The sequence below is a fragment of the Deinococcus alpinitundrae genome, assembly GCF_009982895.1.
GTDB lineage: Bacteria > Deinococcota > Deinococci > Deinococcales > Deinococcaceae > Deinococcus > Deinococcus alpinitundrae.
The window spans coordinates 36,452-60,487 of record NZ_WXZL01000021.1 but is presented as its reverse complement, the minus strand read 5'-3'; the positions used below and the strand labels follow the sequence as shown (position 1 = coordinate 60,487).

At 60.5% G+C, this 24,036-nt stretch carries 26 protein-coding genes and 2 pseudogenes; 14 read left to right on the top strand and 14 right to left on the bottom strand.

All coding sequences use genetic code 11. The features are described 5' to 3' along the window. The first annotated feature begins 3 nt into the window (after positions 1-3). A complete protein-coding gene (locus GUI70_RS17045; protein WP_161883516.1) occupies positions 4-1,554 on the top strand; it encodes a replication initiator protein A in 1,551 nt (516 codons plus the stop codon). Between the two features lie 63 nt (positions 1,555-1,617). Here the strand turns inward: GUI70_RS17045 and GUI70_RS24485 are convergent. The 4 genes and pseudogenes from GUI70_RS24485 to GUI70_RS17025 all read right to left on the bottom strand — a co-directional run. Beyond that, positions 1,618-1,821 (bottom strand): annotated as a pseudogene (locus GUI70_RS24485) (IS6 family transposase); the annotation flags it as partial. Between the two features lie 82 nt (positions 1,822-1,903). After that, positions 1,904-2,441: pseudogene (locus tag GUI70_RS17040) on the bottom strand (IS6 family transposase); the annotation flags it as partial. 58 nt (positions 2,442-2,499) lie between these two features. After that, positions 2,500-2,625 carry a hypothetical protein gene (locus GUI70_RS25050; RefSeq protein WP_272952892.1) on the bottom strand — a complete coding sequence of 42 codons (126 nt, stop codon included), beginning with the start codon at positions 2,623-2,625 and terminating at the stop codon, positions 2,500-2,502. 212 nt (positions 2,626-2,837) lie between these two features. Next, positions 2,838-3,449 carry a ParA family protein gene (locus tag GUI70_RS17025; protein WP_237725000.1) on the bottom strand — a complete coding sequence of 204 codons (612 nt, stop codon included), beginning with the start codon at positions 3,447-3,449 and terminating at the stop codon, positions 2,838-2,840. 396 nt (positions 3,450-3,845) lie between these two features. Here GUI70_RS17025 and GUI70_RS17020 point away from each other — a divergent pair, with 396 nt between their 5' ends. Next, on the top strand, positions 3,846-4,475 hold the full coding sequence (locus GUI70_RS17020) for a type IV toxin-antitoxin system AbiEi family antitoxin domain-containing protein (protein WP_161883511.1): 630 nt from the start codon (positions 3,846-3,848) through the stop codon (positions 4,473-4,475). Then, positions 4,459-5,367, top strand: a complete 909-nt coding sequence (locus GUI70_RS17015; protein WP_161883510.1) for a nucleotidyl transferase AbiEii/AbiGii toxin family protein — start codon at positions 4,459-4,461, stop codon at positions 5,365-5,367. Before GUI70_RS17020 ends, GUI70_RS17015 begins: the two co-directional genes overlap by 17 nt. Before the next feature lie 78 nt (positions 5,368-5,445). Here the strand turns inward: GUI70_RS17015 and GUI70_RS17010 are convergent, their stop codons facing one another. Then, the gene (locus tag GUI70_RS17010) at positions 5,446-5,682 is read right to left on the bottom strand and encodes a tyrosine-type recombinase/integrase (protein WP_237724998.1); all 237 of its coding nucleotides are present in this window, start codon (positions 5,680-5,682) and stop codon (positions 5,446-5,448) included. Positions 5,683-5,836: 154 nt separating this feature from the next. On the opposite strand from GUI70_RS17010, the gene GUI70_RS17005 reads away from it, so the two are divergent. The 4 genes from GUI70_RS17005 to GUI70_RS16990 all read left to right on the top strand — a co-directional run bounded on the left by GUI70_RS17005 (position 5,837) and on the right by GUI70_RS16990 (position 9,064). Beyond that, a complete protein-coding gene (locus tag GUI70_RS17005; RefSeq protein WP_161883509.1) occupies positions 5,837-6,859 on the top strand; it encodes a class I SAM-dependent methyltransferase in 1,023 nt (340 codons plus the stop codon). Between the two features lie 580 nt (positions 6,860-7,439). Beyond that, a complete protein-coding gene (locus GUI70_RS17000) occupies positions 7,440-7,685 on the top strand; it encodes a DUF8778 family protein (protein ID WP_161883508.1) in 246 nt (81 codons plus the stop codon). Further along, a complete protein-coding gene (locus GUI70_RS16995) occupies positions 7,660-8,022 on the top strand; it encodes a type II toxin-antitoxin system PemK/MazF family toxin (RefSeq protein ID WP_237724997.1) in 363 nt (120 codons plus the stop codon). Before GUI70_RS17000 ends, GUI70_RS16995 begins: the two co-directional genes overlap by 26 nt. A 76-nt stretch (positions 8,023-8,098) precedes the next feature. Next, the gene (locus GUI70_RS16990; RefSeq protein ID WP_161883507.1) at positions 8,099-9,064 is read left to right on the top strand and encodes a tyrosine-type recombinase/integrase; all 966 of its coding nucleotides are present in this window, start codon (positions 8,099-8,101) and stop codon (positions 9,062-9,064) included. Positions 9,065-9,084: 20 nt separating this feature from the next. Here GUI70_RS16990 and GUI70_RS16985 read toward each other — a convergent pair whose 3' ends face one another. Beyond that, positions 9,085-9,222, bottom strand: a complete 138-nt coding sequence (locus GUI70_RS16985; RefSeq protein ID WP_161883506.1) for a hypothetical protein — start codon at positions 9,220-9,222, stop codon at positions 9,085-9,087. Positions 9,223-9,246: 24 nt separating this feature from the next. Between GUI70_RS16985 and GUI70_RS16980 the strand changes: the two genes are divergently transcribed. After that, positions 9,247-9,636: a DoxX family protein gene (locus tag GUI70_RS16980; RefSeq protein WP_161883505.1), complete on the top strand. Its 390-nt coding sequence runs from the start codon at positions 9,247-9,249 to the stop codon at positions 9,634-9,636. 198 nt (positions 9,637-9,834) lie between these two features. On the opposite strand, the gene GUI70_RS16975 is transcribed toward GUI70_RS16980, so the two are convergent. The 4 genes from GUI70_RS16975 to GUI70_RS16965 form a co-directional block, all read right to left on the bottom strand. Beyond that, positions 9,835-10,257: a hypothetical protein gene (locus GUI70_RS16975; RefSeq protein WP_161883504.1), complete on the bottom strand. Its 423-nt coding sequence runs from the start codon at positions 10,255-10,257 to the stop codon at positions 9,835-9,837. Positions 10,258-10,349: 92 nt separating this feature from the next. Continuing rightward, positions 10,350-10,637 (bottom strand): hypothetical protein, encoded by a 288-nt coding sequence (locus GUI70_RS24480; RefSeq protein WP_237724996.1) that lies wholly within the window; start codon positions 10,635-10,637, stop codon positions 10,350-10,352. A 39-nt stretch (positions 10,638-10,676) separates the two neighbouring features. Continuing rightward, positions 10,677-11,936, bottom strand: a complete 1,260-nt coding sequence (locus GUI70_RS16970) for an ABC transporter substrate-binding protein (protein ID WP_161883503.1) — start codon at positions 11,934-11,936, stop codon at positions 10,677-10,679. A gap of 269 nt (positions 11,937-12,205) precedes the next feature. After that, the gene (locus GUI70_RS16965; protein ID WP_161883502.1) at positions 12,206-12,463 is read right to left on the bottom strand and encodes a hypothetical protein; all 258 of its coding nucleotides are present in this window, start codon (positions 12,461-12,463) and stop codon (positions 12,206-12,208) included. A 612-nt stretch (positions 12,464-13,075) separates the two neighbouring features. Here GUI70_RS16965 and GUI70_RS16960 point away from each other — a divergent pair. Further along, complete coding sequence (locus GUI70_RS16960) at positions 13,076-14,947, top strand: putative bifunctional diguanylate cyclase/phosphodiesterase (RefSeq protein ID WP_161883501.1); 1,872 nt, start codon at positions 13,076-13,078, stop codon at positions 14,945-14,947. 677 nt (positions 14,948-15,624) lie between these two features. Here the strand turns inward: GUI70_RS16960 and GUI70_RS16955 are convergent. Then, positions 15,625-16,464: a class I SAM-dependent methyltransferase gene (locus GUI70_RS16955; protein WP_161883500.1), complete on the bottom strand. Its 840-nt coding sequence runs from the start codon at positions 16,462-16,464 to the stop codon at positions 15,625-15,627. A gap of 411 nt (positions 16,465-16,875) precedes the next feature. Between GUI70_RS16955 and GUI70_RS16950 the strand changes: the two genes are divergently transcribed. From GUI70_RS16950 to GUI70_RS16935, 5 genes are all read left to right on the top strand, one after another. After that, positions 16,876-17,970: an IS66 family transposase gene (locus GUI70_RS16950; protein WP_161883499.1), complete on the top strand. Its 1,095-nt coding sequence runs from the start codon at positions 16,876-16,878 to the stop codon at positions 17,968-17,970. Between the two features lie 18 nt (positions 17,971-17,988). After that, a complete protein-coding gene (locus GUI70_RS25265; RefSeq protein ID WP_368733636.1) occupies positions 17,989-18,096 on the top strand; it encodes a VOC family protein in 108 nt (35 codons plus the stop codon). 85 nt (positions 18,097-18,181) lie between these two features. Then, the gene (locus GUI70_RS16940; RefSeq protein ID WP_202630508.1) at positions 18,182-18,628 is read left to right on the top strand and encodes a hypothetical protein; all 447 of its coding nucleotides are present in this window, start codon (positions 18,182-18,184) and stop codon (positions 18,626-18,628) included. Positions 18,629-18,836: 208 nt separating this feature from the next. Next, positions 18,837-18,962 (top strand): hypothetical protein, encoded by a 126-nt coding sequence (locus GUI70_RS25045; protein ID WP_272952891.1) that lies wholly within the window; start codon positions 18,837-18,839, stop codon positions 18,960-18,962. A gap of 203 nt (positions 18,963-19,165) precedes the next feature. Further along, a complete protein-coding gene (locus GUI70_RS16935; protein ID WP_161883498.1) occupies positions 19,166-19,846 on the top strand; it encodes a hypothetical protein in 681 nt (226 codons plus the stop codon). Positions 19,847-20,078: 232 nt separating this feature from the next. Here the strand turns inward: GUI70_RS16935 and GUI70_RS16930 are convergent, their stop codons facing one another. The 3 genes from GUI70_RS16930 to GUI70_RS16920 form a co-directional block, all read right to left on the bottom strand. Further along, the gene (locus tag GUI70_RS16930) at positions 20,079-21,434 is read right to left on the bottom strand and encodes an IS701 family transposase (RefSeq protein WP_237724995.1); all 1,356 of its coding nucleotides are present in this window, start codon (positions 21,432-21,434) and stop codon (positions 20,079-20,081) included. 78 nt (positions 21,435-21,512) lie between these two features. After that, positions 21,513-22,310: an IS5 family transposase gene (locus GUI70_RS16925; protein WP_161883496.1), complete on the bottom strand. Its 798-nt coding sequence runs from the start codon at positions 22,308-22,310 to the stop codon at positions 21,513-21,515. Positions 22,311-22,477: 167 nt separating this feature from the next. Next, entirely contained in the window at positions 22,478-23,413 is a 936-nt protein-coding gene (locus GUI70_RS16920) for an alpha/beta fold hydrolase (RefSeq protein WP_161883495.1), read from the bottom strand. Between the last annotated feature and the right edge of the window lie 623 nt (positions 23,414-24,036).

Sequence of the window (24,036 nt, the reverse complement as noted above, 5' to 3'; positions counted from 1 at the left end):
TGCGTGATCAAGGAGGAAAAGTACCGATACCTTTGCGTGGTTTGGGACCAGATCCCAGACACCTTTGCGTGGTTCGAGAGTAAAAATGCCGTGCAGCACGCAAACATCACTTGGCCTTGTTGTTGTTTTTTATCTTTATTATTACTACAAGAAACAACAACAGGAGCTGGAGTGGCTAACCGCGAAAACTTCAAACCCAATACTGAGCGCCGCGACGAGCGAAACATTGCCCGGCTCGGCATTATCAGTATCCAGTCGCGAATCGATGACGACCTGAAGACCTGGAAAGCTGAATTCAACATCGATGGTCGTCCCTACCGTGTGGAATGCGCAGCCCCTTACGGGCGTCCGCACGGTGTGGATACGGATATCATCCTCGCCGTCCAGACCCTGTTCGTCCGAGCGGGCTGCCCAGCACATGACTGGCTCCATACCACGGCCTACGAACTCCGGAGCGTGGCCGGTCTCCCCGACAACGGCCAGACATATCAGCGCGTACGAGAGAGTTTGAAGCGCCTCTGGAGCACCGGTTTTCTCATCGGTGAAGGTTGGTACGATCAGCTGCGCGACCGGCAGATCTGGAGTTCAGACACCCTGCGGTATATCGACCGCATTCGCTATCACGAGATGGATAGCGAACTTGAGCAGCTTCCAGGGCTGGATCCTGCGGCTACCCTGAGTATCAAACTAGGCGAGCAACTGGCAGCGAGTATTCGTGCAAAGCACACCCAGGTCTTGGATGGACGCCTGCTGGTGCAGCTTGAACAGCCGCCAGCCCGTGCACTTTACCGCCTTCTGGAAGCCCATCGGGTGGACAGTGGCGGGGTGCGGCGCATGCGACTCGAGGTATCGATTGCGGACTGGCGACTGGCCTGCGGAATCCAAACGGATCGCCCAGAACTGATTCGCCGTGCTTTGACGCCTGCCCACGATGAATTGATCGCCATCAACTATCTTGCTGGCGTGGTCATTGAGGGCCGCGGCAAGAAGCAGATCCTGCATTACACCTTCGCGGAGGACAATGCGCCGGATCCCGCCCTGATGGAATTGTTGATAGGCGTCGGTGTAAGCCGAACAGCCGCCACCGTATTGGTCAGTGAACACGGTGACCGCGTCGAGACAGCCGTCGCGTTTGTTCGCCACAAGCAACATGAGGGCCGCGTCAGGAACCCTGGGGGGTTGGTGGTTGATTTCCTGCGCCATGATGGTAAGTATGTTCTGCCTGAACAACTGGGGAGTCCTGAAGTTGAGATAGCCCAGCGTGCTGTCGCTGCCTTACGGCGCGCGGAGGAACTCGCCGATCAGGAAATTACCCATGAGCGCGCCCGTGTGGCTGCCCTGGCTCCAGAGGAGCAGTACGAGGCTGTGAAAGCCTCTCTCAAGCTTCTGCTCAAACCGCTGGGGAAGGCAATGCTGGCTCTTTTTGAGGAGCGTTGCCGGGCAGGTATCTTAAACGCCATGCAGGAGCGCGACCAGGCCGCGGCGGCGATGGCGGAACTGCGGATGCAGGAGCATTTGAACGAGTTGCGTAGCCGACTCGAGTCCGCCGGATAAATGGGGAGGGTTCTGGCAACTTCATCTCGAGCAGACCAGATCTCACCAGCGGCGGTCTGAAGTTCAGACTGACGCATCCACGGCGCGTTGCCAGGCCAGGTGAGCCTTCGTCTGATGCGTTCTTCGATGGCGAGCGGGGACAGTAGTTCGAGTGTGCTGGTGAAGGTTTGAAACGCGGGCATGCAGGGCCAGAAATTCTTGTGCCTGTCGTGGTTTCTTGAAGCCCAACTGACAGTGCTCCTGTTTCCGGGTCGGGCGGTGGGATTGTCTTGGGCAGAACGGCACCCTCGTCTTAAACGGACTGTTGTCATGAACGGACACCCGTATGGGGCTATTCCTTCCCATGAGGACGCCACTCCTCCCGTATGGGGCCTGCCCGCTGTTCAATCAGGTTATTACAGCGCGCAGAGGAAATGACCTGGATGTGCTCCACGCTGTGGAGCACAGGAAGTGCTCGAATGACCGCTCCGCAACTCCACAGCTTATCGGTGTGAATGACGTCTGGGACGTCGTTATTCACCCATAGTCCTTCAAAAAAGATTTTGGCCGCGTGCGTGTCCCGGTGGTGTTGCAACAGGATATCCAGCACCGCGCCGGTTTCATCGATAGCCCGCCATAACCAGTGTTTCCGAGCACCGAGGTCGACACACCTCGTTCGGGAACCATCGAGAACCCCGGCGGGGTTCCCGGTGGCAGAGCTCTTCGGTGAGGAGCGGGGCGAACTTGATGTTCCACTGACGCAGGGTTTCATGACGAACGACAATGCCGCGCTGGTGCAGCACTTCCTGGACATCGCGCTCGCTCAATGGGAAGCGGTGGTCGACCCAGAGATCGTACTGAATGATGCTCAGCGGAAACCGGTGGCGGGAGGGCTTGCGGTCAGTCACGACGGATTAGCCTACTGCGGTTAACTTGCCAGAACCCACCGACCTTATATCTGAGCTCTCAAGGCCGTTTGAGGGACCACAACTTATGTAGCCAGCGCTCCCGGACCTCAGTATCCTCAGTCACCAGCCGGGCCAGCGCCTCGACCGCCAGATCCACAGTGACGTCGGTTCCCAGGACGTCCATGGCATCAGTCATCTGCCGGTCAAAAGCGAGGCGCACTGAGCGGGGTACACGCCCATTGAGCGCCTTGACCGGCTCCGTCGGAGTCGTGAGCGCCTCCCAGGGCCGAACGGGTTCTACTGGTAGGTTCGGGAGAGGTGCTGGGACCGCCATCAGGGTCTCCCCTGCAGGTTCCTCCGACTGCTGGAGGTCCTTGAGTCCTGAGAAGCGCCCACTCACGGCGTCAGCTCCCGAAAAGCCCGCTCGTAGTCCATCCAGGCCAGTTTGCCCACCGGATTACGGGTATCACGCACCAAGCGTCCAGCATCGCAAGCATCCTTGAACGCTTCAGTGGCACGGATGGTGGTGTTCAGGGTGGAAATCCCGAGTTCCTGGACGGCCGCCTTGCCCTCGGCGACCTTATCAGTCTTTCCAGTGGAGCGCCGAGCCATCGTGAAGAGCACCCTCAGTTTGCCCAGCTCCCGACCCTGCGTTCGTAGGGTGTTGGCGGTGTTGACCAGCGCTTCGAGGGTCATGCTCTCTGCCACGGCGGGCACGATTACCAGGTCGCTGTTGTCATACAGATCGACCAGATCCTGATCTTCTAGTCCGCCCCGGGTATCGATAACGATGTGCTCGTGGTTCCGAGCCTCCGTCCCGAGGGCGCGGGGTGGGTAGGCCCGGAAGGGCAAGAACACCTCACCACGGCTGACCCAATTGCTGGCATTCCGGCTGCGGTCCTCATCGACCAGCATGGTCGAACCCCGTGCCGCGAGCAACGCCGCGAAATGGACGCTGCTGGTAGTTTTTCCGCAACCACCCTTCCAAGAAACAAGCGACAGAATCATCATCGTCCTCCTTAAGCATTCAACCTCACGACAACGCTCTGGCGCAAGAGGGAGAGAGTTCAAATTCTCTGTCACTATTGCATGAATAGATGATTGATTGAAATCATGCAAATTATACTAAGTACAAATATAGAGCTTGAGAGTGGCCCGGGATGAGCGAGCCTCCCTGGATTCAGGCTCATCCTAGAGACTGGAGACAGGACACTGCTTCTCTATCCAGGACGGTCGTGCCTGACTTCTCCCTGTATGAAAACCCCCCCAGTCTCCGCCTGTCTAACCTGCCTGAGGTGGGAGTGAGCCGTCTGGATCTGTTGGAGCTGGTCTCGCCTTCACCTCTCTGATATTGCCCCGTAATCTAGGAACTCTGTTATATTTCTCCTAGATTACGGGGCAGAGATGACACAGATGCATAACCTCATTCAGTACATGGCTCTCAGGGGCGGGCATCTCACGACCCTGGAAGCGACACAGGCAGGCTTTCCCCGCAAAGCACTGACCCGACTGGTTAAAGGAGGCCAGATCGAGCGGCTCGAACGGGGGGTCTACCGTCTCGCTGATCCGAGTGCCCTATCCCCAGTGCTGGCCGAGCGGCTTGACCTTCTGGAAGTCCAGCTGCGTTATCCCTATGCCCGGCCCGCGCTGGTCAGTGCCCTCCACCTGCACGGCCTGACCACCACCCGGCCTCACCGCCTCCAGTTCGCTCTACCCGCCAACCGCCGGGCCATCACCTTCGTGGCCATGCCACTGGAGCTGTTCTACTTCAGCGCCAAGTTTTACGATTTCGGCTTGGCCCTGCTGCCAGTGAGGGGCCGGGGACTCGCCACCTATACGCCGGAGAAGACCCTGGCCGATCTGCTGCGCTTCGCGCCGCGCTTCGGACGCGAACTGTATCTGGAAGGCTTAAAAAAATACCTTCAGTCGCCGGCAGCTGACCGGCAGCTGCTGATCAACACTGCCCGGCAGCTTGGCGTCGGCAAACCGCTCGAACGTGACCTGGAGGTGCTCAGTCATGACCAGGACCACTGAAGCCCAGGCGGCAAGTATCCTGGCTCGCCTGAAGAACCTTCAACGTCAGCGCTACCCCAATATTCCCCCCAACATGATGCTGCTGCTCTATGCTCAGCAGGGCCTGCTGGCCCGCCTGGGCGCTTCTGAATACGCCGAGCACTTCATCCTTAAAGGGGCGCTGAACCTGTTCGCCCGCTACGGTCAGATCGCCCGCGCGACCGAAGATATCGACCTGGCGGCCCGGGGTCTCCCCAATACCCTGGACCAGGCGCTCAGCGTCTTTCAGCAGCTGTGCCGCGTGCCCTTCGCCGACGGCCTTCAGTTTGATCCTGGCAGCGTGACAGTCCGGACCATCAATGAGACACTGCGCTACTCCGGCGTGGCGCTGACCCTGCGCGCCACCCTCGGGTCATCGCAGATCAGCTTGCCGCTCGATTTATCGTTCGGCAATGTCATTACACCTGCAGCGTCCCGTCTCGACTTTCCTGCCTTGTTGCTGGACCAGGCCGTGCGGGTGGCGGTCTACCCACTTGAGACCATCGTCACCGAGAAGTTTGCCGCTTTCGCCGAACTCGGTGAAGCGACCACCCGCATGAAGGACTTCTACGACCTCCAGCTCATTTTGCCGCGCGAGACCTTCGAGGCTGACCTCATGCGCCGGTCCTTGCGCGGCAGCTTTGAAGCGCGGGGCACGCCGCTGAATCAAGTCGCGCAGGTGCTGTCTGAAGGGTTTGGCGAGGACGGTCTGCTCGCTGGGCGCTGGAAACCGTATTTGCGACGTACCGGATTGATCGCCCCACCGTTTGATGAGGTGCTCAGTCTCCTGCGCCGGTTCTATGGCCCGCTGCTCCAGGCCGGTGAACCAGGCACCTGGGTTGCTGGGCAGTGGGACACCGGTCCGTCAGGTTAGCTTCAGGAGACCGAACCCTAGCAGGACAGCTGGGTGACGCACAACCAGTGGGAGCTGGACTGGACACCGGGCCTTCCTTTACCAGCCGGCCAGAGCGTCATTCAGTGTCTGGTCACTCCACTTGGCGTAGACCCGGGTCGTCTCGATGCTGCTGTGGCCCAGGTGCCGGGCGGCGTGTTCCAGACTCCCGGTCTGGGCCACGAGCCGCGTTCCCGCGTAGTGCCGTAGGGCATGCCAGCCGCGGTAGGTGACCCCGGCTTTCTTGGCCAGGAGCCGCAGCCGTTGCCGCGCTGCGGTCTGGGTCGCGCCGATCACTGGCACGTCCAGTGCCGTGATCTCAGTCCTTAGCGCCGCCAGCGCTCCTTGCAGTACCCCCGGTGTCCTTCACACGTCAAGGCAGCGCCACCGTTGGCCCTGGTACCGTAAAGACCAGGACCAGCCCTTCCGATGGTCTCCAGGAGCGACAAGCGTGACTGAACGTGACGAGACTGCGGCAGTGCTGACGGAAAGTGACCTTCAACTGGCTTTTGCTCTGAGAGCCTTGGCGACCCGATCCGGGACAGCGGGCTTTACTTTCGAGGAACTGCGGACCCTGGGGGAGCAACGCTTCGAAGAACGTCTCCTGCCCTGGGATGAGCTGTTCGCCCGTCTCCACGTGAGAGGTCTGTTGCTCGCCCGAGAGCACCGTTACACCCTCACCGAAAGTGGCAAAGCCTACGTCACCTCGGCCATGTCCGAGGGTTTTGGACACGAACTCCTTGGCATCGCCGCCAGCCGGACGTACGCAACCTTCTGCGAGCGGGTGTATGGACGTGACCTCACCCAGTTCAGCATGACGGATGAACAGCAGTTGGAAATGCTCCTGGACAGTCTGGACCTTTGTGCTCAGGATCAGGTTCTGGACGTGGGTTGCGGTGTGGGCCGCATCACCGAGTACCTGGCGCACACCAGCGGGGCAGCCTTTGTTGGTCTCGACTTCGCGCCGCCAGTGATTGAGGCGGCTCAGCGCCGTACCTCAGGGAAAGCCGACCGCCTGCAGTATGTCGTGGGCAACATGGACGTCCTGGACCTGCCTAAAGGCAGCTTCACGGCCATCATCGCCATCGATACCCTGTATTTCGCGCAAAATCTCTCGCATACCATCGGAAGGATGGTCGAGCTGCTGACTCAGGGTGGTCGCCTGGCCCTGTTCTGGTCGCAGAGCGCTGCCGAAGGTCAGGAGAACAGGCTCGGACCTGACGACACCAAACTGGCGCGGGTACTCCAGGAGGCCAACTTGACCTACACGACGACCGATTTCACCCTTGAGGAAGCTTCCCTGTGGCGACGTACGCTTGATACGGCCGAAGCGTTGCGGGGTGATTTCGAGGCGGAAGGTAGGCTTGAACTCTACCAGGGAACAGTCGCCGAGAGTCGCCTCTGGCTGAGCGAGGCTGATCGCCGCAGCCGTTTTCTTTATCTTGTCCGTCACCCCAAAGAGCGGTTGAGCTGAGGAACGAAAATGTATAAGCGGGCAGTGTTGTGGAGTGCCCGCATCCGTGGCAAGCGCTACGACTGTGTGCAGCCAACGGTGTGCCGACCGTGACTATGATCTCGGCCCCTTTGCCTTTTTTGGTCGGGCTTGCAGATCCAGGCAGGCTTCGTCTGCCATTGAATAATCTTTGACAGCAGGTCTCTGAACTGTGCCTGTTCAGCGTCCGCCTTCGCATTTCTCAGAACACGAAATTATCGGCGCGCATTTCAGTCATGCTATGCGGCTGTACAGGAGAAACCCAGGGCTTGGCTCCTCTCGGCCCTCAGTTCGCCAGGACGCCAGTTCAGCTCACTCCGCCGAGCTTCCTGTCGCCTGTGGCCGTAGCTTGCCTGAAGCACCGGCGACTGTGCAGCCGGGTGGGCTGGTTTTTGACACGAATGGGAACTTCCGGGAGGGGTTGTTCCCGGCTTGGCTCAGCATCAGATTTCCTTACATAAGACCAGTTATGTCGTCTGTTGATTCTAAGGCGTAAAGCCGTAGCTTTTCACTGAAGCTCTTCCTACTTCTCTTCCTACTTTATTTCTGCTAAATTATTGTCATGACGATTGGCAAGATCAGTGTGAGTCTGGAGCAGCCGCTGCTGGATTTCCTGGTGCAGTATCAGGAGAACCACCAGATTCGCTCCAAGTCGGAAGTGGTGGCTCAGGCCATCATGCTGCTGCGTGACCAGGCACTCGAGGCCCAGTACGCGCAGGCCTTGACCGAGTGGGAAGAGAGGAACGAAGCGGAAGTCTGGGATGTCGTTGTGGGCGACGGACTTGAAGGCCACGATGCGGCGCGGTGACATCTATATTGCCGACCTCGACCCGGCCCGGCCCAGCGAAGCGGACAAACGCCGCCCGGTGGTGATCGTCAGCGCCGACAGCCTCAACCGCACGGTCGACCGACTCGGCGTAGGCGCGGTGACCATCGTGCCGCTGACCAGCAACGTCACTCGCATCTACGACTTTCAGGTCCTCCTGCCAGCAGGGGAGACGGGTCTTGAGCAGGACAGTAAAGCCCAGGCCGAGCAAATTCGCACCATCAGCTTCGCTCGGCTGAGCAAAGCGCCAGTGGGACAGGTGCCGCTCACTTTGATGACTCGTCTGGACGCTGCACTCCGGCTGCATCTATCGCTATGAAAAGGAAACGACACTTTGGGGTGAAGGGGGGGACGTGTGTTCCTCTCTTGCCCCACTCTCTTTTTGGAGTGGCGCAGTGAGTTACGACCTGATTCTGGCGACGGTCAGCCTTGAGGGATCAGCTGAGCGTCTGGTCCAACTTGATCCGGCCGAGCGCCGCCGCCGGACTGTGGTTGCTGCCCGTGATTACGATGCTGCTGGACTGTGGGCCATTGTCGAAGCCCGCCTGGTGTTACAAGGGAGAGCGGGAGCCAGAGTCAGTCCCCGGACGCTGGAAAGTTACCGGCAAGGACTCGCAGCATTACTACGCTGGGCCCAGCCAGCTGGTGTCTCGTTGCTGCGGCCTCGTCCCGACGAGGGCAGTGCCTACGCCCGTTGGCTGGAAGGGCAGAAATACTCCCCTTCAACGGTCAATGTCCGGCTGGCGGCAGCCCGGGCGGTGTACGCCGCGCTGCGGTGGGCCGGGGCAACCGAGGCTTCACCCTTCAGCGACGTGCGCGGCGCTTCGGATCCCACGCCGCGTTGGGAGAAGCGCTCACCGTATACCAAGTCGGAGATCGACACGCTGCTCCAGCATGCTGATCCTCAGGAACGCGTCTACGTCTTGCTCGGTGCGGACTGTGGGTTGAGAAATTCGGAGATGTCATCCTTGCGGCGTGATGACGTTCATCTGAACGTCGAGCAGCCCAGAATCACGATCCTGGGCAAGGGTGGACGGCGGCAGTCGGTGGGCCTCTCGCGCCGGGCTGAGCAGGCCTTGAAGATCTGGCTGGCAGCGACCCCGAACTTCGGCCCGTGGGTCCTCATGCTGCGCAGTCGCAGCGGGATCCGGGATTCGCTCGTTCGGCTGTGCCGCCGGGCCGACGTGCGGTACGAGGGGCGTGAAGTTCACGGCCTGCGGCACACTGCCGGCACCCGGACCTACAACGAGACCACCGATCTGCTCTCAGTCAGGGATCATCTGCGCCATGCTAGTACCGAGACGTCGGAAATCTACGTTCAGTACGCCCGGAAGAGCAAGGCGGTCAACCGGGACTGGTAACCAGCTTCCGACTGGTGCGCTCAGATCTGGCCGATCCAGTCACTAAGCTTCGGTGACATGTCGCCGCCCACACCCAAATCGCCGTCGACGGTCTTCAACAGGCAGTATTGCCTCAACCAGCGCGGGGTAAGCTGATCTGCCGTGACTGACCCGCTCATCTTGCCTCTCCTGAAGGCGTCTCCATGTCAACGGCCCCCCTCGGTGTGCAGGTGAGCTGGATTCAACACGCCGCCCGGCTCTTGCTCGGCAGCGCCTTGCTGCTGGCGGGCACGGGTCACCTCACCTCTCTGCGTCAGGCCTTCCGGGCGCAGGTACCGACCTGGCTCCCTCTTGACCCAGACGTCGTGGTGCTCACCTCGGGGGTGGTCGAACTCGCTCTCGGTGCGGCGCTGATCGCGCTGCCCCGGTACCGCCTCACTGTCGGCGTGGTGGTCGCCGCCTTCTTTGTCGCGGTCTTTCCGGGCAATATTTCGCAGTACTTGACCCATACGAATGCCTTTGGCCTCAACACCGATCAGGCCCGGCTGGTCCGTCTGTTCTTTCAACCGTTGTTGGTGGCTTGGGCGCTGTGATCGACTGGGACGTGGGCGGCTTGGCGAGCAGCACGCCGGGGACACGGTGCTGTGAGGTAATCCCGCGCTGTTTAAGCCGGGGCAGTCGTGGGTTGAACACCGGGGGCGGTAAATGGTGCAGCGCTGAGACTTAGGGCACGGTCAATTTGCGTCGCTTCGGGCGTGAGCGGCTTGAGTCAGCTTGAGGGGAGGAGGCCCTCAGCGTAAATCCGGTTCTTCATTGGGGACGGCCAGCACGAGGAGCAGCGAATGCCCCCCGGAATCGTCCGGGTCGCTCTCCCGTAAGATGTCCAGACACCGGTAGTGTTGCCCAGCGTCCTCGAAGGAATCTCCCGGTTTTGGCAGTGTTTCCCAGAGCGGCCACTCCAGCTCGCTCTCTAGGGCTTCCTGGTCGAGGATGGTGGGCCGCTCTGCCCGGCACTGCTGGTAAAACTGGGCCCGCTCGCTGGCCTGAATGGCGGCCTGCCTGACCCGCAGACTAACCCGGCCAGATTTCGGTGGCAGCATCACGGGCTGCCCGCTCAAGGCCGCCAACTCGAGGGTGGCGATCAAGCCCCGGTCGCGTTCGTTGGCATCCGTCAGGACGGCGAGTGGCAGCAGGAGTTCGCGCAGCCCGTGCATGGCGTCACTGTACGCCTGAGCGGTTGGTCACCGCGAGGTTGAGCGTCTCTTGATCAAGCCTGAGGTGTCCGCAAGACCTACGCCGACCTGGTTCAGCTGAGCTTCAAGTCCGTGCCGGCAGAGGAATTGGACGCCGAGGAGCAGCGCTGCATCATACCCTGGAGGTTGGAGGCATGCCCCTGCGGAACTTCACGCACATGAGCGTGGTTCGCGGTGGCCGGGTGTTCGACGAGGTGGTCACTCCTCACTCCCGAGGAACAGAACGCTTGGCTGTGGGCGATCCGGACCTGCAGGACGATGAGTTGCACGTCCTTGACGAATCGCTCAGGCGACGGCAGCGAACACAACCGTTGCTGAACCGAAAAGCGGGGAACGCCCATGATCCACGGGCGTTCCCCGGTGGGCCTGGGTGAACGGGCTTACCAGCCGCGACCCTTGATGCGGCCCAAGTCGGTCTGGAGCTGCGCTACGGCGGCGCTGCCGGTCAACTTCTTGTTCAGCACGTCGCTGACGGCGGTGCTGAAGGCCTGCGAGACCTGGTTGTACTTGTCCTTGGTCGGACCCGAAGGGCGCGGCACGGCGGCGGTGAAGACATTGTAGAGGCTGCCGAAGAAGGGGTTGGCCTTCAGCACGTCCTTGTCCTGGTACAGCGCCGGGAGGGTGGGGTTATACGAGCCTTCGATGGCGCGAATCTTCTGCTCGGCGGGGCCGGACAGGTAACGCACCAGCGAGATGGCCGCCGCCTGGTTCTTGGAGTATTTGCTCACGCCGAGTTGCCAACCGCCGAGGCTCGCGGCGGGGCTGCCACCGGGGCCAGCGGGCAGCGGCGCCACGCCGATATTGCCCTTGACCTTGCTGTCCTCGCCCTGGCCCAGTGACCAGGCGTAGGGCCAGTTGCGCATGAAGGCAGCGTTGCCGGATTGGAAGATGCCGCGCGCTTCTTCCTCACCGTAGGTGGTCACGCCCGCTGGGCTGATGCTCTTGATCCAGCTTCCGGCGGCGTCGAGCGCGGCCGCGGCCTTCGGGTTGTTGATGGTGATCTTGCCCGAATCGTCCACGATGGTGCCGCCGCCAAACGAGGCGACCCATTCCAGCGCGTCGCAGGTCAGGCCCTCGTAGTTCTTGCCCTGGAAGACGTAGCCGGAAAAGGCCTTGTTGGTCTTTTGCTCGCCGTCCTGAATTTTCTTGGCCATCGTCGCCAGTTCGGCCCAGGTTTTGGGCGCCGCTGTGAAGCCGTACTTCTTGAGGAGGTCGGTGCGGTAGTACAGCAGGCCCGCATCGGTATACCAGGGCATCGCCACCAGTTTGCCGCCCACGGTGTCGGCGGCAATGATGCCCTTGAAGTGCGCAGCGATTTCGTTGGCGGGCACCTTGCCGTTGAGGTCAACGAAATGCTGCTCCAGCAGACCGGGCCAGATCACGTCGAGCTGGTAGACGTCGATGTCGCTGCTCTTGGCGGCGAGCTGCTGCTGGTAGAGGCCGAGCGCATCGTTGGTGAGGTTGGGGCTTTCAAAGAGCTTGACCGAATTGCCGGTGGCCTTGGCCCAGCGGGCGGCCCCTGCCTTGCACAATTCGAGTCCCTGACCCACGGCGGCGCAGGTCAGGGTCACGGTCACGGCATGGGCGGCACCCATCATCGAGGCAGCAGTCAGAGCGATCAGAAGAGCGGGTTTCTTCATGTCATTCTCCGTGTGAAATCGCCAACGGGTCAGATGCTGCCCAGTTGGTTAGGTCCTGCTTGCGGAAGGGCTTCCAAGTTTAAGCGTTTGGTAAGAGAAAGGGTACGCCTGTCGGCGGTGCTTGTCAATCTGATGAAGCTGGCTGGGCCGCGTTGGGCACGGCCTCAAGGGGACACTGAGAGCAGATGAGTCCATCATCAGACAGCGTCTGTCCCAGCATTTGTTGAAGAAAAGCTTAAGGAGCACCACCACGCCCCCCGTCCCATCGATCAACCCGCCGGGCCGCTCATCAAAGACCTTACTGCCAAGTGGCGTTGACCCTGCACGCGCTCGTATTCGATTCCGATCAGATGGGCCACCTGGCGCAGCAGGCGGAGTTCTTCTTCCGGCCATGTCCGACCAGGAGCAATCAACCACATGGCGATGCGGGCTCGGTACTGTCCGGTCAGCGGCACCAGCAGACCATCCTCACGGGCGCTGATCCGGCCCTCCCGATAGGCCCGGAGCTCTTCTCCTGTCAGGTTCACACACTCGCTGTCAGGCGAGAACAGGCGCCAAGCGACCAGGGCGCACTTCCTCTGAAGCACCGTGATCGCCTGAACTCAGGTTCGTGCGCTGCCTGATGCACGGTCATCACCCTCGAAAAATCAGGATTTTATCTTGAGATTTGAACAAAATGCCGTGCCAGACAACAGATGCATAGTGGAATGAATATCCCCAAAGTACAGCTAATGGTCTGATTCAGAGAAATGTTGGGAGAAAAATCTGGAACATGAGAACGAATACTGTGATGGCAATGCAAAAGTAAAAAAGGTGCTCCCGGTAAAATTCCCAGTGTTCTTCCAAATCAGACCACTAAAGGTCATCCAGAAACTCGTTGGCAGAGGTGAACTCAGCTCACTATGGCAAGGTACCCAAATTGCCATGGGGAGGTGATCAGCAGCAGTGCCAGTCTCACAGTGAGTGGAGGGTGTGGAATCGCTGATTCACACCTGCTTCACGTGTGCAGCAGCTGAACGGCTGCTGGCAAGAAAGTATTGATGGGTTGGCTGTACGCATTTTGCTGGTCGCCGCCTCTGCCAGAGGGCTGACGGCGCTCGTCCTCGCTGCGCGGCCCTGCTACCCTCTACCATACGACCATGACTGAGCCACACGGTAGCGCAGGCGAGCGTCAGACGCTGCAGCGCGCGCAGGCCCTCTACGACATGGCCCGCACCCTGACGGACGGGCCGAGCGAAGAGGAATTGCTGCGCCGCGTTGTCACCACTGTCGTCAATGTGCTGGGGGTCAACCGCGCGGTGCTGCTCACCTTGGGTGAGGATATGCCACGCGTGGAGCACTTTGTGGTGGGCGGTGCCGGTGCGGTTCACGTGCAGCGGCCCACCTGGCAGGAACTGGCTGCCGGCCTGACCGGCTGGGTGCTGCGTGAACGGCGCGTTGCCCGCTCACATGCAGGGCAGGACGACCCGCGCGAAAGTCCGGAGGCCTTGCAACGCCGGCGTGAAACGGTGTGCGGCGATATCGTTGTGCTGCCCATCATGATGAAGGCCCACGTCTTTGGGACACTGACGCTGATCAACTTACCCTGGGGACCATCGTTCACGGATGACGATGTGGCGTGGCTCGAAGCCCTGGTCCATCAGGCTGCCGCCGCCATCCAGCAGGAGCGGCTGATTCAGAAACTGCAACGTCACACCCTGTTCGATCTCCGCACTGGCTTGCCGACACGGCCCCTCGCGAACGACCGGATCCGGCAGTCGCTGTGGCATGCCCGGCGCTCGGCGACTTCCTTCGCCTTGCTGTTCCTCCAGCTTGATCCCCTCTACGACGCCCAGAGCGCTTCATCCGCTCAGTTCAGGGATGCGCTGACCATTCAGGTAACCCAGCGGTTACAGGACCTACCAGGGGCGATCAGCACCCTTGCCCACTGGGACGACGAGACATTCCTAATCATCGCCGAAGACGTACCAGACGAAGACCACACGTTCCGTGTCGTCAATCAGGTGATGAACGCCTTTACCGAGCCGTTCACCATTATGGAAGTTCCCGTGCCACTTCCTGTAACAGCGTCCGTAGGCGTCAGCATCTTCCCAATTGACGGGCAGGACATGGTGGCGCTCCAGAAGCATGCGGCGCTGGCGCTGTACAACGCCCGGCATGCGGGCGGCGGGTCTGCCGCACGGTTCTCACCCATCGTGACGGACCAAGAGCGGTTGGCGCAGCAGATTGCTGCAGCCCTGCCAGGCGCCCTGGAACGCAACGAGCTGTTCCTGATGTACCAGCCCCAACTGGACGCGCAACGCCGCTTCTGGGGCTTTGAGGCCTTGCTGCGCTGGCGGCACGAGACGTTGGGCCTGGTGCCGCCCGACGTCTTTATCCCGGTGGCGGAGCGCAATGGACTGATCCTGCCGCTGGGTGAATGGGTGACTCACCAGGCGTGCCGGCAACTCCGCGCCTGGCAGGACGGTGGGTACCCGAACCTGCACGTGGCGGTGAATGTCTCTCAGGTACAGCTACAGCACCCTGAATTTGTCGAGCAGGTCGAGGCCGCGTTCCGTGCCGCCGGTCTGAACGGCGAGCAGCTGGAACTCGAACTGACCGAACAGATGGTCTTTCAGTATTCGGAGGCCATCGAGGCAAAGCTCTGCGCACTGCGTGACCTGAACGTGCGCCTAGCGCTGGACGATTTCGGCGTGGGGCATTCCTCCATGCAATCGCTCGCTCAGCTTCCATTTGATGTCCTGAAACTCGACCAGTCGTTTGTGCGTGATCTTGAAGGTAACGCCCGGACTCAGCGCATCGTTAAGGCCATCGTTGACATGGCACACGACATGGAAATGATGGTGGTTGCCGAAGGTGTAGAGAGCGCAGTCCAGTGGCAGTTGACACAAGCGCTTGAATGCGACCGCACGCAAGGGTACCTGCTGAGTCGCCCGCTGGCGGCGGAGGCCGTGCCGGCCTGGTTGAATTTGCATGGTAACGGCCGAGGTTTATCCCCGTTAGACTTCTAGCGTGAGCCGCCATGGAGGCCAGGAGAATGAAGCTGGCCTGGGCGAACTGTACCCACGCCCATACGCCAAGCCCCACGCTCGGGACGGTCCGCTCGCTCCAAGGTGGTTATATCGTTCGGTCCTCGTTCTTCTGCGCTCGGTCCAGAGGACCAGCAGTGCTGACGGTTCTGTCAGGTTAAGGGTTTAGTGACTCATGTTACTTTGTTTTTGTTATCTCAAGGCTAAATAGTCTAAAATTATTTAAGCTTATGCATAATTTAGGAGCGTTTCCGACATTTCGACACGACGCCTCTCAGCGCTGCAGTCGTGGGACGTTGGCGCAGCCCCAAGCAGCCAGTACCTCAGCAAGGAGAACCATGAAAATTGGTATGTGATTACCGAGTGTTCTGCTCTCTATGTTCAGAAAATCAACCGTTCTGATGGTCTGATGGTGGCTGTGGATCCGACCGGCGACTGGGTCGGACTGAGCGAATTGGACCGTGAAGACCCCGAGCAGCCTGACACGCTCCACACTGACCTAACCAGTTTGTGCCGTCACACGAGCCAGGGCAGCCACAGTACGAACAGGCCGATGCTGGCCATCAACGAAGCGAAGCGCTGGGCTTCATCCGCAAGGCGGCACGGAGACCGCTGAACAAGTGCGACTCGCCAGACGACGGGTTGAGCGGTCTCCGTACCTACTCAGCGCGATGCTTGCTGTGCTGTGTAGGTACAGGCTTCGTTCCAACAACACTGAGAAGATAGAAGTGCTGTTCCTCCGCAGTTTCTGCCGTCCAGGCCTGAAATCGCTCGACAGCGGCCTGCCTTTCTCCTTCAGAAACAAAGCCTGCGGCCACCACCTGATGTCCTCGTGTCCGTGCAACATCTCCCCATAACCGGATGCGCCGATTAAAATCATCCTCACCGCGCCGGGTGACCTCATGCTGTGCAATCACCTCAACGTCGATGAGGCCCGCCGCCTGCATCCACTGGGCAAGGGAATCGGCCACCTCATTCTCCATTCCTGCCTCAGCGCGCCAAGCCAAATAGCGTTCACGAAAATGCAGCATCTCCTGGGGAGGGGGCGGGATGAGTTGTGCCTTGACGTGGTTATAGTCCAGCACAAAGAGCCTTCCACCAGGCTTTAACTTCCCAACCAGCTGTTCGATGGCGCGGACAGGATGCTCCAACCACTGGAGGACGCGGGCAGCCACGACGACATCAAAGTTCCCATGGTCTTGTAATGCATAGATGTTGCCAGAGCAGAACGACAGATTCTGAAGGTGCGGGTGCGTCTGGTTCGCTTCAGCCAATAACGCGGGATTCGCATCCAGACCAATCACTTCGCCAGGTGCGACCAGCTCCGCAATTCCTGCCGTCAGAGCACCCGTCCCACACCCGACATCGAGGACACGCAGTCCTGAACCAAGAGATCCAGCGAGATGACTGTAGTCCGCTGAGAGGGAGCGTGCCCGGAGAATGCCTGCAGCGCTCGTAGGAAACGTTGCCCGTTCTTGCGCCGTTTGCGACTCTGTCATGCAGTTCATTCTGGCGTATCTGAAAACCGGGGAGTACTGGCACTGAGGCGGTCGGCGGGTTACGGTGAAGCGTGGCTGGAGAGAGCGATCCGAAGACGGTGGAGTTTCCGGAGAGCACCAGTACCCTTACTGCTTGCGTCGACGCCCTCGAGGCGGAGAACCGACAATTACGGCAAGAGAACGAAGCGCTCCGGTCGGAGAATGATCGGCTCAAGAAGCGAATCGATGAGCTGGAACGCAAGAGCAAAAAATACGTGGCTCCCTACAGCCGCGAAGTACCCAAAGCGGATCCCAAACCGCCGGGTCGACACGCTGGTCAAGGGCCGTTTGTGTCCAAGCAGCGCCCCACACGTGAACAGGTCACCCGGGTGGTGGACGTCACGCTGCAGAACCGCTGTGTGTGGCGGGGAGTTGCGGCCGTTCAAGACGGACTTCGCGTTCATCACGGCGCTGCCCGCAGCGCCGCCGCAAGTGACCGAATACCACCTGGAGGTGGGACGTTGCGAGGTGTGCGGTCGGGACGTGCGAGCGAGTCACCCAGAGGTGGCGGCTGACCAACGCGGCGCCAGTGCCCACCGGCTGAGTGCCGAGGTCTATTGCCTGGCGCACAGCTTGCATTATGATCTGGGCATTCCTGTCCGCAAGGTGCCCGAGGTGCTGCAACTGACCACGGGGCTGAGCGTCAGTCAAAGTGCGCTGACGAGAGACGCGTTGAGGGTGACCCGCGATGGGCACGTGTCGCAGCAGCAGTACCAGCAGTTGCGGGATGACGTACAGCACCAACCCTACGTGCACCAGGATGACACCGGGTGGCGCGTCCACGGCCAGCCTGCATGGTTACAGGTGTTCAAGACCCCTCAGAGCGTGGTGTACCAGATCCGCACGCGCCATACCCACGTTCAGCTGCAGGAACTCGTGCCCACCACGTACACGGGCACGTTGTGCAGCGATCGGTTGAGCACGTACGACCACGTGAGCCTAGCGGACGTCAAGCAGCAGAAATGCTTGCATCATGTCATTGGTTCGTGCAAACAGGCTCTGAACATGCAACTCCAGCACGCTGGACGGGGGCGTGCGTACCCACAGAAGCTGCTGGAGGACTTCCACGCAGCGCTTCAGTTGTATCAACGCTTCCATCAGGGCTACTGCACGCTGTTGGAGTACCTACGCCAGGGACGGGTGCTCACTGCGCAGATCGAGACGCGTCTGCAGAAACCCTGCCGTTCCAAGGAAAATCTCCGGCTCCAGAAGGGCCTGGTCAAGCATCACCAGCGCAGCAATCTGCTGCGCTTCCTGGGTGATCCGTCCATCGAGCCGACCAACAATGCCGCTGAGCGAGCGTTGCGTCCAGCGGTGATCGCCCGGAAGGTCTCGCAGTGCAGCAAGACCACCGCTGGCAGTGAAGCCTTCGCCATCTTCAAGTCCCTGACCCAAACCGCCTGCCTGCGCGGACTGGATCCCTTCCAAATGCTGCTCGACCACCGCAGAGAACAGAACACCCGGTAATCACATACGAAAATTGCTGTGACCAGTGTGTTCGTGGACGATCAGGAGAAGGCGCTCAGGTTCTACACGACCATGCTCGGCTTAGGGAAAAAGAACGATGTTCCCCTGGGAACGTACCTGGAATGAACCCCCCCTCGAGCGGGAGGTCGAAATCGTCTCACAGACTGCCGTGTGGTACCACGCTGGACTCCCACCCCTCCCCATACGCTGGGTGCTGGTTCGCGATCCCAACGGGAAGTTCACTCCCCAGGCGTTGCTCTGCACGGACCTGCTGCTCAGCCCAGCGCAGCTCCTGGAGTACTTCGTGCAGCGTTGGCAGCTCGAGGTCACCTTCGAAGAGGTCCGAGCCCACCTGGGCGTAGAAACACAGCGGCAGTGGACCGACCTGGCCATTGCCAGAACAACCCCAGCGTTGCTGGGGCTGTTCTCTCTCGTGACACTCATGGCGCACGAACGTTGGCAAGGCCGTGAACCTTGGGTTCGTCGTGCCGCTTGGTATGACAAAACCCTGCCGACCTTCGTCGATGCGCTCGCTGAGGTTCGGCGAGCGTTGTGGAAGGCGCCGACTTTTCAGATGTCTGCGCCAGGACGCGAGATGGTTCAAGTCCCGCTTGAATTTATCGAGCGCCTCGCAGACGCACTCTGCTACGCTGCCTAACGCTCCTCAATGGCTAAAGTCGAGCTAAGGTAGAAGTCTATAGAACGGGTGATTCCGCACGCCGTCTCCGGGTGCTTGGTATCCCCGGCTGGAGGCCCTATGGCAAGTCAACTGATCACACCGCTCACCGGTGCCAACGCTGAAACGTTCCGGGCCTGCAACTTCGATCCCGTCTCAACTAGCCTCTAGCGGGTACACCGGCTGCACCTTGCCGGACGTGGCTGCTGGCAAGCTATACCGGGTCATCATCGACCAGGGCCAGGTCAAGGCAGGGTCGGTGACGTTCTACAAGGCGTCCACCGGCACGCGCCCGATCTACTTGAGGCTGCCGTGAAGAAGAAGTGCATGCTGTTGCTCCTGACCGGCCTGGTGGCGCTCGGAGCCTGCTCCCAGTCCGGCAGCCGCCTGGTGCCGCACGCCCCGAATGTCACGGGCGAATCCCGCTAAACTCCACAAGTCCACACAAAAAAGCTCCCGCCCTGGTTAATGCTGGGAGCGGGGGCGTTTTCCGTTTTCCCATTCCAGTACAGTGCATGAATGACTGAGCTGCCGCACCCTGCCCTGACCTTGGCCGAAATCCGTGCACTCAGCCTCATCAATACCCGTCATATTTCCGCTGCCCGCGAACATGTCGGTGCCGCTGGCCTGGAGCAAACTGCCGCGCTGGAGCGCATGATCACCGTTAGTCGAGAGCAAGTTTCGATGACCCAGGCACTGGAATTGCTTGGTCGAACCTTGCGAGACGATCAACCGGGCGAAACAGCGACGCAGCATTTGGCGATGGCTGAGTTACGGCTGGCCAGCGAAGAACAGCTCGCGATCGCCCACCAACTTGAAAATGTGATTGCCCTGGCCCTGCAAAACGTCACACTGACGCCACTGGAGCAGATCAGTGTGGCCGCCCTGACGAAGATTGGCGACCAGGTCAAAGCGCAGATCAAGGATCTCGAAGCCCTGATCAAGGAAGCGCAGGCCAACCCATCGCCCGCCCACCAAGTGGCGTTGGATCGGGTCGAAGGGCAGGTTCAGATGGCGCGAGAACGCTCGGTGCAAGACGAGATCAGTGGCCAGCTCCAACTCCTAGGCGGGATTGGTGAGGATGCCATCGAGCAGATTGCGCAGGTGGAGGGCGCTTCGGCGCAGCATCAGATCGAGGCCCTTGAGCGCATGGCCGAGAAAGTGCATGAACAGGTTGAGGTCATCAAACAGCAGTCATAACGTCTTGTGGAGACGAGTGACCTGCTCTTGCCTTCGGGGCAGTGGTGAGGGTTTTCATCCGTTCACGATGAGAAGCTGCCTTGTAGGTAGGTTAGGGGTTGCAAGCAGAAGTCCGCAACGAGAAGCCCCCGCGCTGGCCGAGTGCCGGGAGCGGGGGCATTTTGTGTTGGTGGGCCGTCCTCAGCTGGGCAAAGCAGCACATCCTGAGCTCGACTTTAGCCATTGAGGAGCGTTAGGCAGCGTAGCAGAGTGCGTCTGCGAGGCGCTCGATAAATTCAAGCGGGACTTGAACCATCTCGCGTCCTGGCGCAGACATCTGAAAAGTCGGCGCCTTCCACAACGCTCGCCGAACCTCAGCGAGCGCATCGACGAAGGTCGGCAGGGTTTTGTCATACCAAGCGGCACGACGAACCCAAGGTTCACGGCCTTGCCAACGTTCGTGCGCCATGAGTGTCACGAGAGAGAACAGCCCCAGCAACGCTGGGGTTGTTCTGGCAATGGCCAGGTCGGTCCACTGCCGCTGTGTTTCTACGCCCAGGTGGGCTCGGACCTCTTCGAAGGTGACCTCGAGCTGCCAACGCTGCACGAAGTACTCCAGGAGCTGCGCTGGGCTGAGCAGCAGGTCCGTGCAGAGCAACGCCTGGGGAGTGAACTTCCCGTTGGGATCGCGAACCAGCACCCAGCGTATGGGGAGGGGTGGGAGTCCAGCGTGGTACCACACGGCAGTCTGTGAGACGATTTCGACCTCCCGGTCGGTCTCCCCGTACCAACGATGTACGCGGATGCTCTCCCAGCGCGTCTTTGGATCGTTGACCAGCGAGGCGAGGCTCGGGAGACGGTTGCCCTTGAGTCGGGTTCGACCCTTCTGGCCCGGTTGCCGTTCGGGCGCCGGCTCGTAAAGCGCGGCATCCAGGCGGAGCCTGGTGATGACCGTGATCGGATGGCCCTGTTGGAGGTTAAAGAGCCATTTGATGACCGCGTATGCGCTGTCCGCGACCACGATCAGCTGCCGTCCAGGACACCACTGCTGCACCACGCGCAGCATCTGCCGAGCCCAGTCCGTCAGGGTCCTGTGCGTGTGACCGCGTTCTTCGTTGTACCGCTGTGACGGCACGAGTGCCGTCAGGAACGGCAAGGCCCAGACGCGATTGGCCCAGGGGATGGGTGTGAGCAGCATCAGGCTCAGCCAGCGGTCTCCGCTGGCCTTAACGAAGTGTCCTCGGCTGGACCGCACTGGGTCGCGGTAAATGCCTTTGGCGCTGATCTTGGCTCCGGTGCGTCGTTCGATGGTGTCATCCAGACCGAGAACCAGCGGTCCTGAAGGAACGAAGGCGGCCAAGAGCAGACCGAGGAGGACTCGACTGGCTTGGAGGCTCGACCAGCGTGCGCGGTTCAACAGGCGGTGAAACGTGCCGAACCTCGGATCGTCCGCCAATCCGAGTACCCGCAACGCTGCTGTCACTGTCCGTTTCCCTGGAGAGAGCAGCGCCCCGACCACCAGAAGCTGTACCTGTGGCCAGATCCGTGCTGAAAAGAGCGGAGCGAATCCTTCCATGACCCCGGTGAACCACTTCGGAAGCACTGACATGCTCAAGTTTGACAGGGGGAGCAGTAGCCTGCTCCCCCTGTCAATGGCCAAAGTCCAGCTTAGAGGCTGGTGGATTGGCTATCCAAAGAAGGGCCTGAGTTTCGTCAACAACAGAACGCAAGTGGCGACGAAATGAAAGCCGACTAAGGTCGAGGAGAGGCGTTCCAGATCTCGTCCCAATCGACGAAAACGTGACAACCACGCGAACGAACGCTCCACCACCCAGCGTTTTGGCAGCAACACGAATCCTCGTGAAGCGTCCGGACGCTTCACGACGACCAACTCAATGTTGCTCTTGCGCGTGGCTTCAAGCGCGTGTTCACCGGTGTCACCTTGATCGGCAAACACCACTTCCAGCATCCCACCGGTCAACTCCTGGGCGTTGTGGCACAGTGCCTCTACCTGCGTCCGGTCCTGTTCATTGGTGGGCGACGTGGTCAGCGTCAACAGGTGACCCAGCGTATCCACCGCCAGATGGACCTTGGTGCCTTTGCGCTTCTTTGCGCCATCAAATCCCGCGCGGTGACCACGCTCCGGCGTACGTTGCAGCGTGCGGCGGTCAATGATGATGGCCGTGGGCTCACCACCGCGCTGCTGCTGAACGCGGCTGAGCAGGCGCAAGTCATGGACAGCGTTCTCGAAACACCCGGCTTCAAACCAACGCTTCGCTTGGCTGCGAACCACCTCGGCCGGTGGAAGATCATGCGGCAGAAAGTCCCATTGCGCTCCGGTGCGACTCATCCACAACAGCGCATTGAGCACCTCCCGCAGCGGAAATTTCCGCTGCGGGGCATCCTCTGGGGTCAGCGCCAGGTACGGCAGTACGAAGTGGTCCGTCTCGTCATCGACATCACTGGGGTACGCGCGGCGATCCATCCGTCCAGTTTGCCAGCGGCAAAATCATCCCGCCAAACGACGATCCCGTCTCAACCAGCCTCTAGCCTTTTCTGACTCCCACCAAACGAGTACAGCAGGATGCACTCGTATTTTTCGAACGCTCATGACTCTGGCCTGCCGAGCTGATTCAGCCGGTCAACTCTTCTCTAAACGTTGACCCCCGACGGCGTTTTGGAGGCTGCCGATTCGAAGCACCGCGTGGCAAAATCGTCGACAGCGTTCGCCCAGGCTTCATGGTGCTCAATCAGCCCCATGTGGCCTGCCGGGCTGAGCATGAACTGCTTAGCGCCTGGAATATGCGCTGTGAGGTACGCTGACGCCGCTGGGAGGGTTGCCCGATCAGACGAGGCAGCGATCACCAGGGTCGGAACAGAGATCACCGGCAAGACGCCTCTGGCCTCATATTCCAGCATCCCAAGCATGCCGCGTGCTACCACCGCCGGATTGGCCCGCAAGAGAAGGGCGGTGGTGAATCCGAGCTGCTGCCGGGTTTCCTGACCTTTGAATTGAAGAAGGTGGTTGGCCAAGGTCAGACTTCCGTTGAGAAGACTCAGGGCGTTCATCACCCGGACCAGGGGTGAGAGCCAGATGGTCAAGTGGCACAGGGGACGAAGCAGTGGTTCTTGCAAAACACGGTTCAGAGGCGCACCCAGCGCGGTCTGAACTGGATTGGTGAACGTGGTCTGTGTCAGGATCAAACCCGCCACCTGGGCAGCCAGGACCTCCGGGTACAGGCCGCAGAACGTCAACGTGGTCATTCCACCGATGCTGTGTCCGCATAACAGAACCGGCTGCCCATCGGCCAGCGCCAGCACAGCGTTCAGATCACCCGCCATCCGGTCAAGACCATACTGGTGATCGTGCGGGCCTGCCGACTGGCCAAGACCCCGCAAATCCCAGACAAGCAGTCGGTAACGCTCACTGAGGTGCTGACGCGCATACCACCATTCGGCGCTGCTTAACCCCCAACCGTGGGTCAAGAGCAGGACAGGAGCCCCCGCTGGGCCGAACGACTCGACGTGCAGTTGTGTTCCGTCTGGTCGCACGACCCGGTGGACGGTGCCGCCTGTCAGTGGCTTCATAGGCTCCTCGCCAGGACGAGATTGACGTCCGACAAAAAGGGTCACGATCGGCCGACCCAGGAAAGCCGTGATGAGCAGCAGCAGGCCCCAGATCAGGTACCGGGGGTTGGCGGGCAGGTGGACGGCCCAGTTGTCATACCACTCCCACACCAGCCACGCGCCGCTCCCCAAGAGGACAAGAGAGAAAAGGCCAGTGAACCAGAGGAGCAGCAATGTCGAGGGCACAAGAAGCATGCGTCATTGTAGGAGCGTCGGGAAACTCCACCCGTCCGCGTGAGGTGTCAGCCAAGAAGCCGGTCTGCTCTCTACCAACACTCGGGGTCTCAAGTCCGCAACGAGAAGCCCCCTGCACCCGCTCCGGCGGTCGTGCAGGAGGCCTTTTTTTGTTGTGGGCCGTCCTCAGCAGGTGAGGGGGGCATGTCCAGGTCATGGAGGTGATCTTACAGGTGTGTCTCAGGCGAGGCGGTGGCTAATTGCAGCGCGTCCCGCAGGTGGCTTAGGCTATTACGCTGCCTTCGGGCGGGTCCACCTCGACGTGGTACGCCTCTTCTTTCTCTACGCTACTTAAGACGCGTCAGCTTACCCAGGAAAAACAGCTTTCAACGGCCTCATCTCACCCTCTC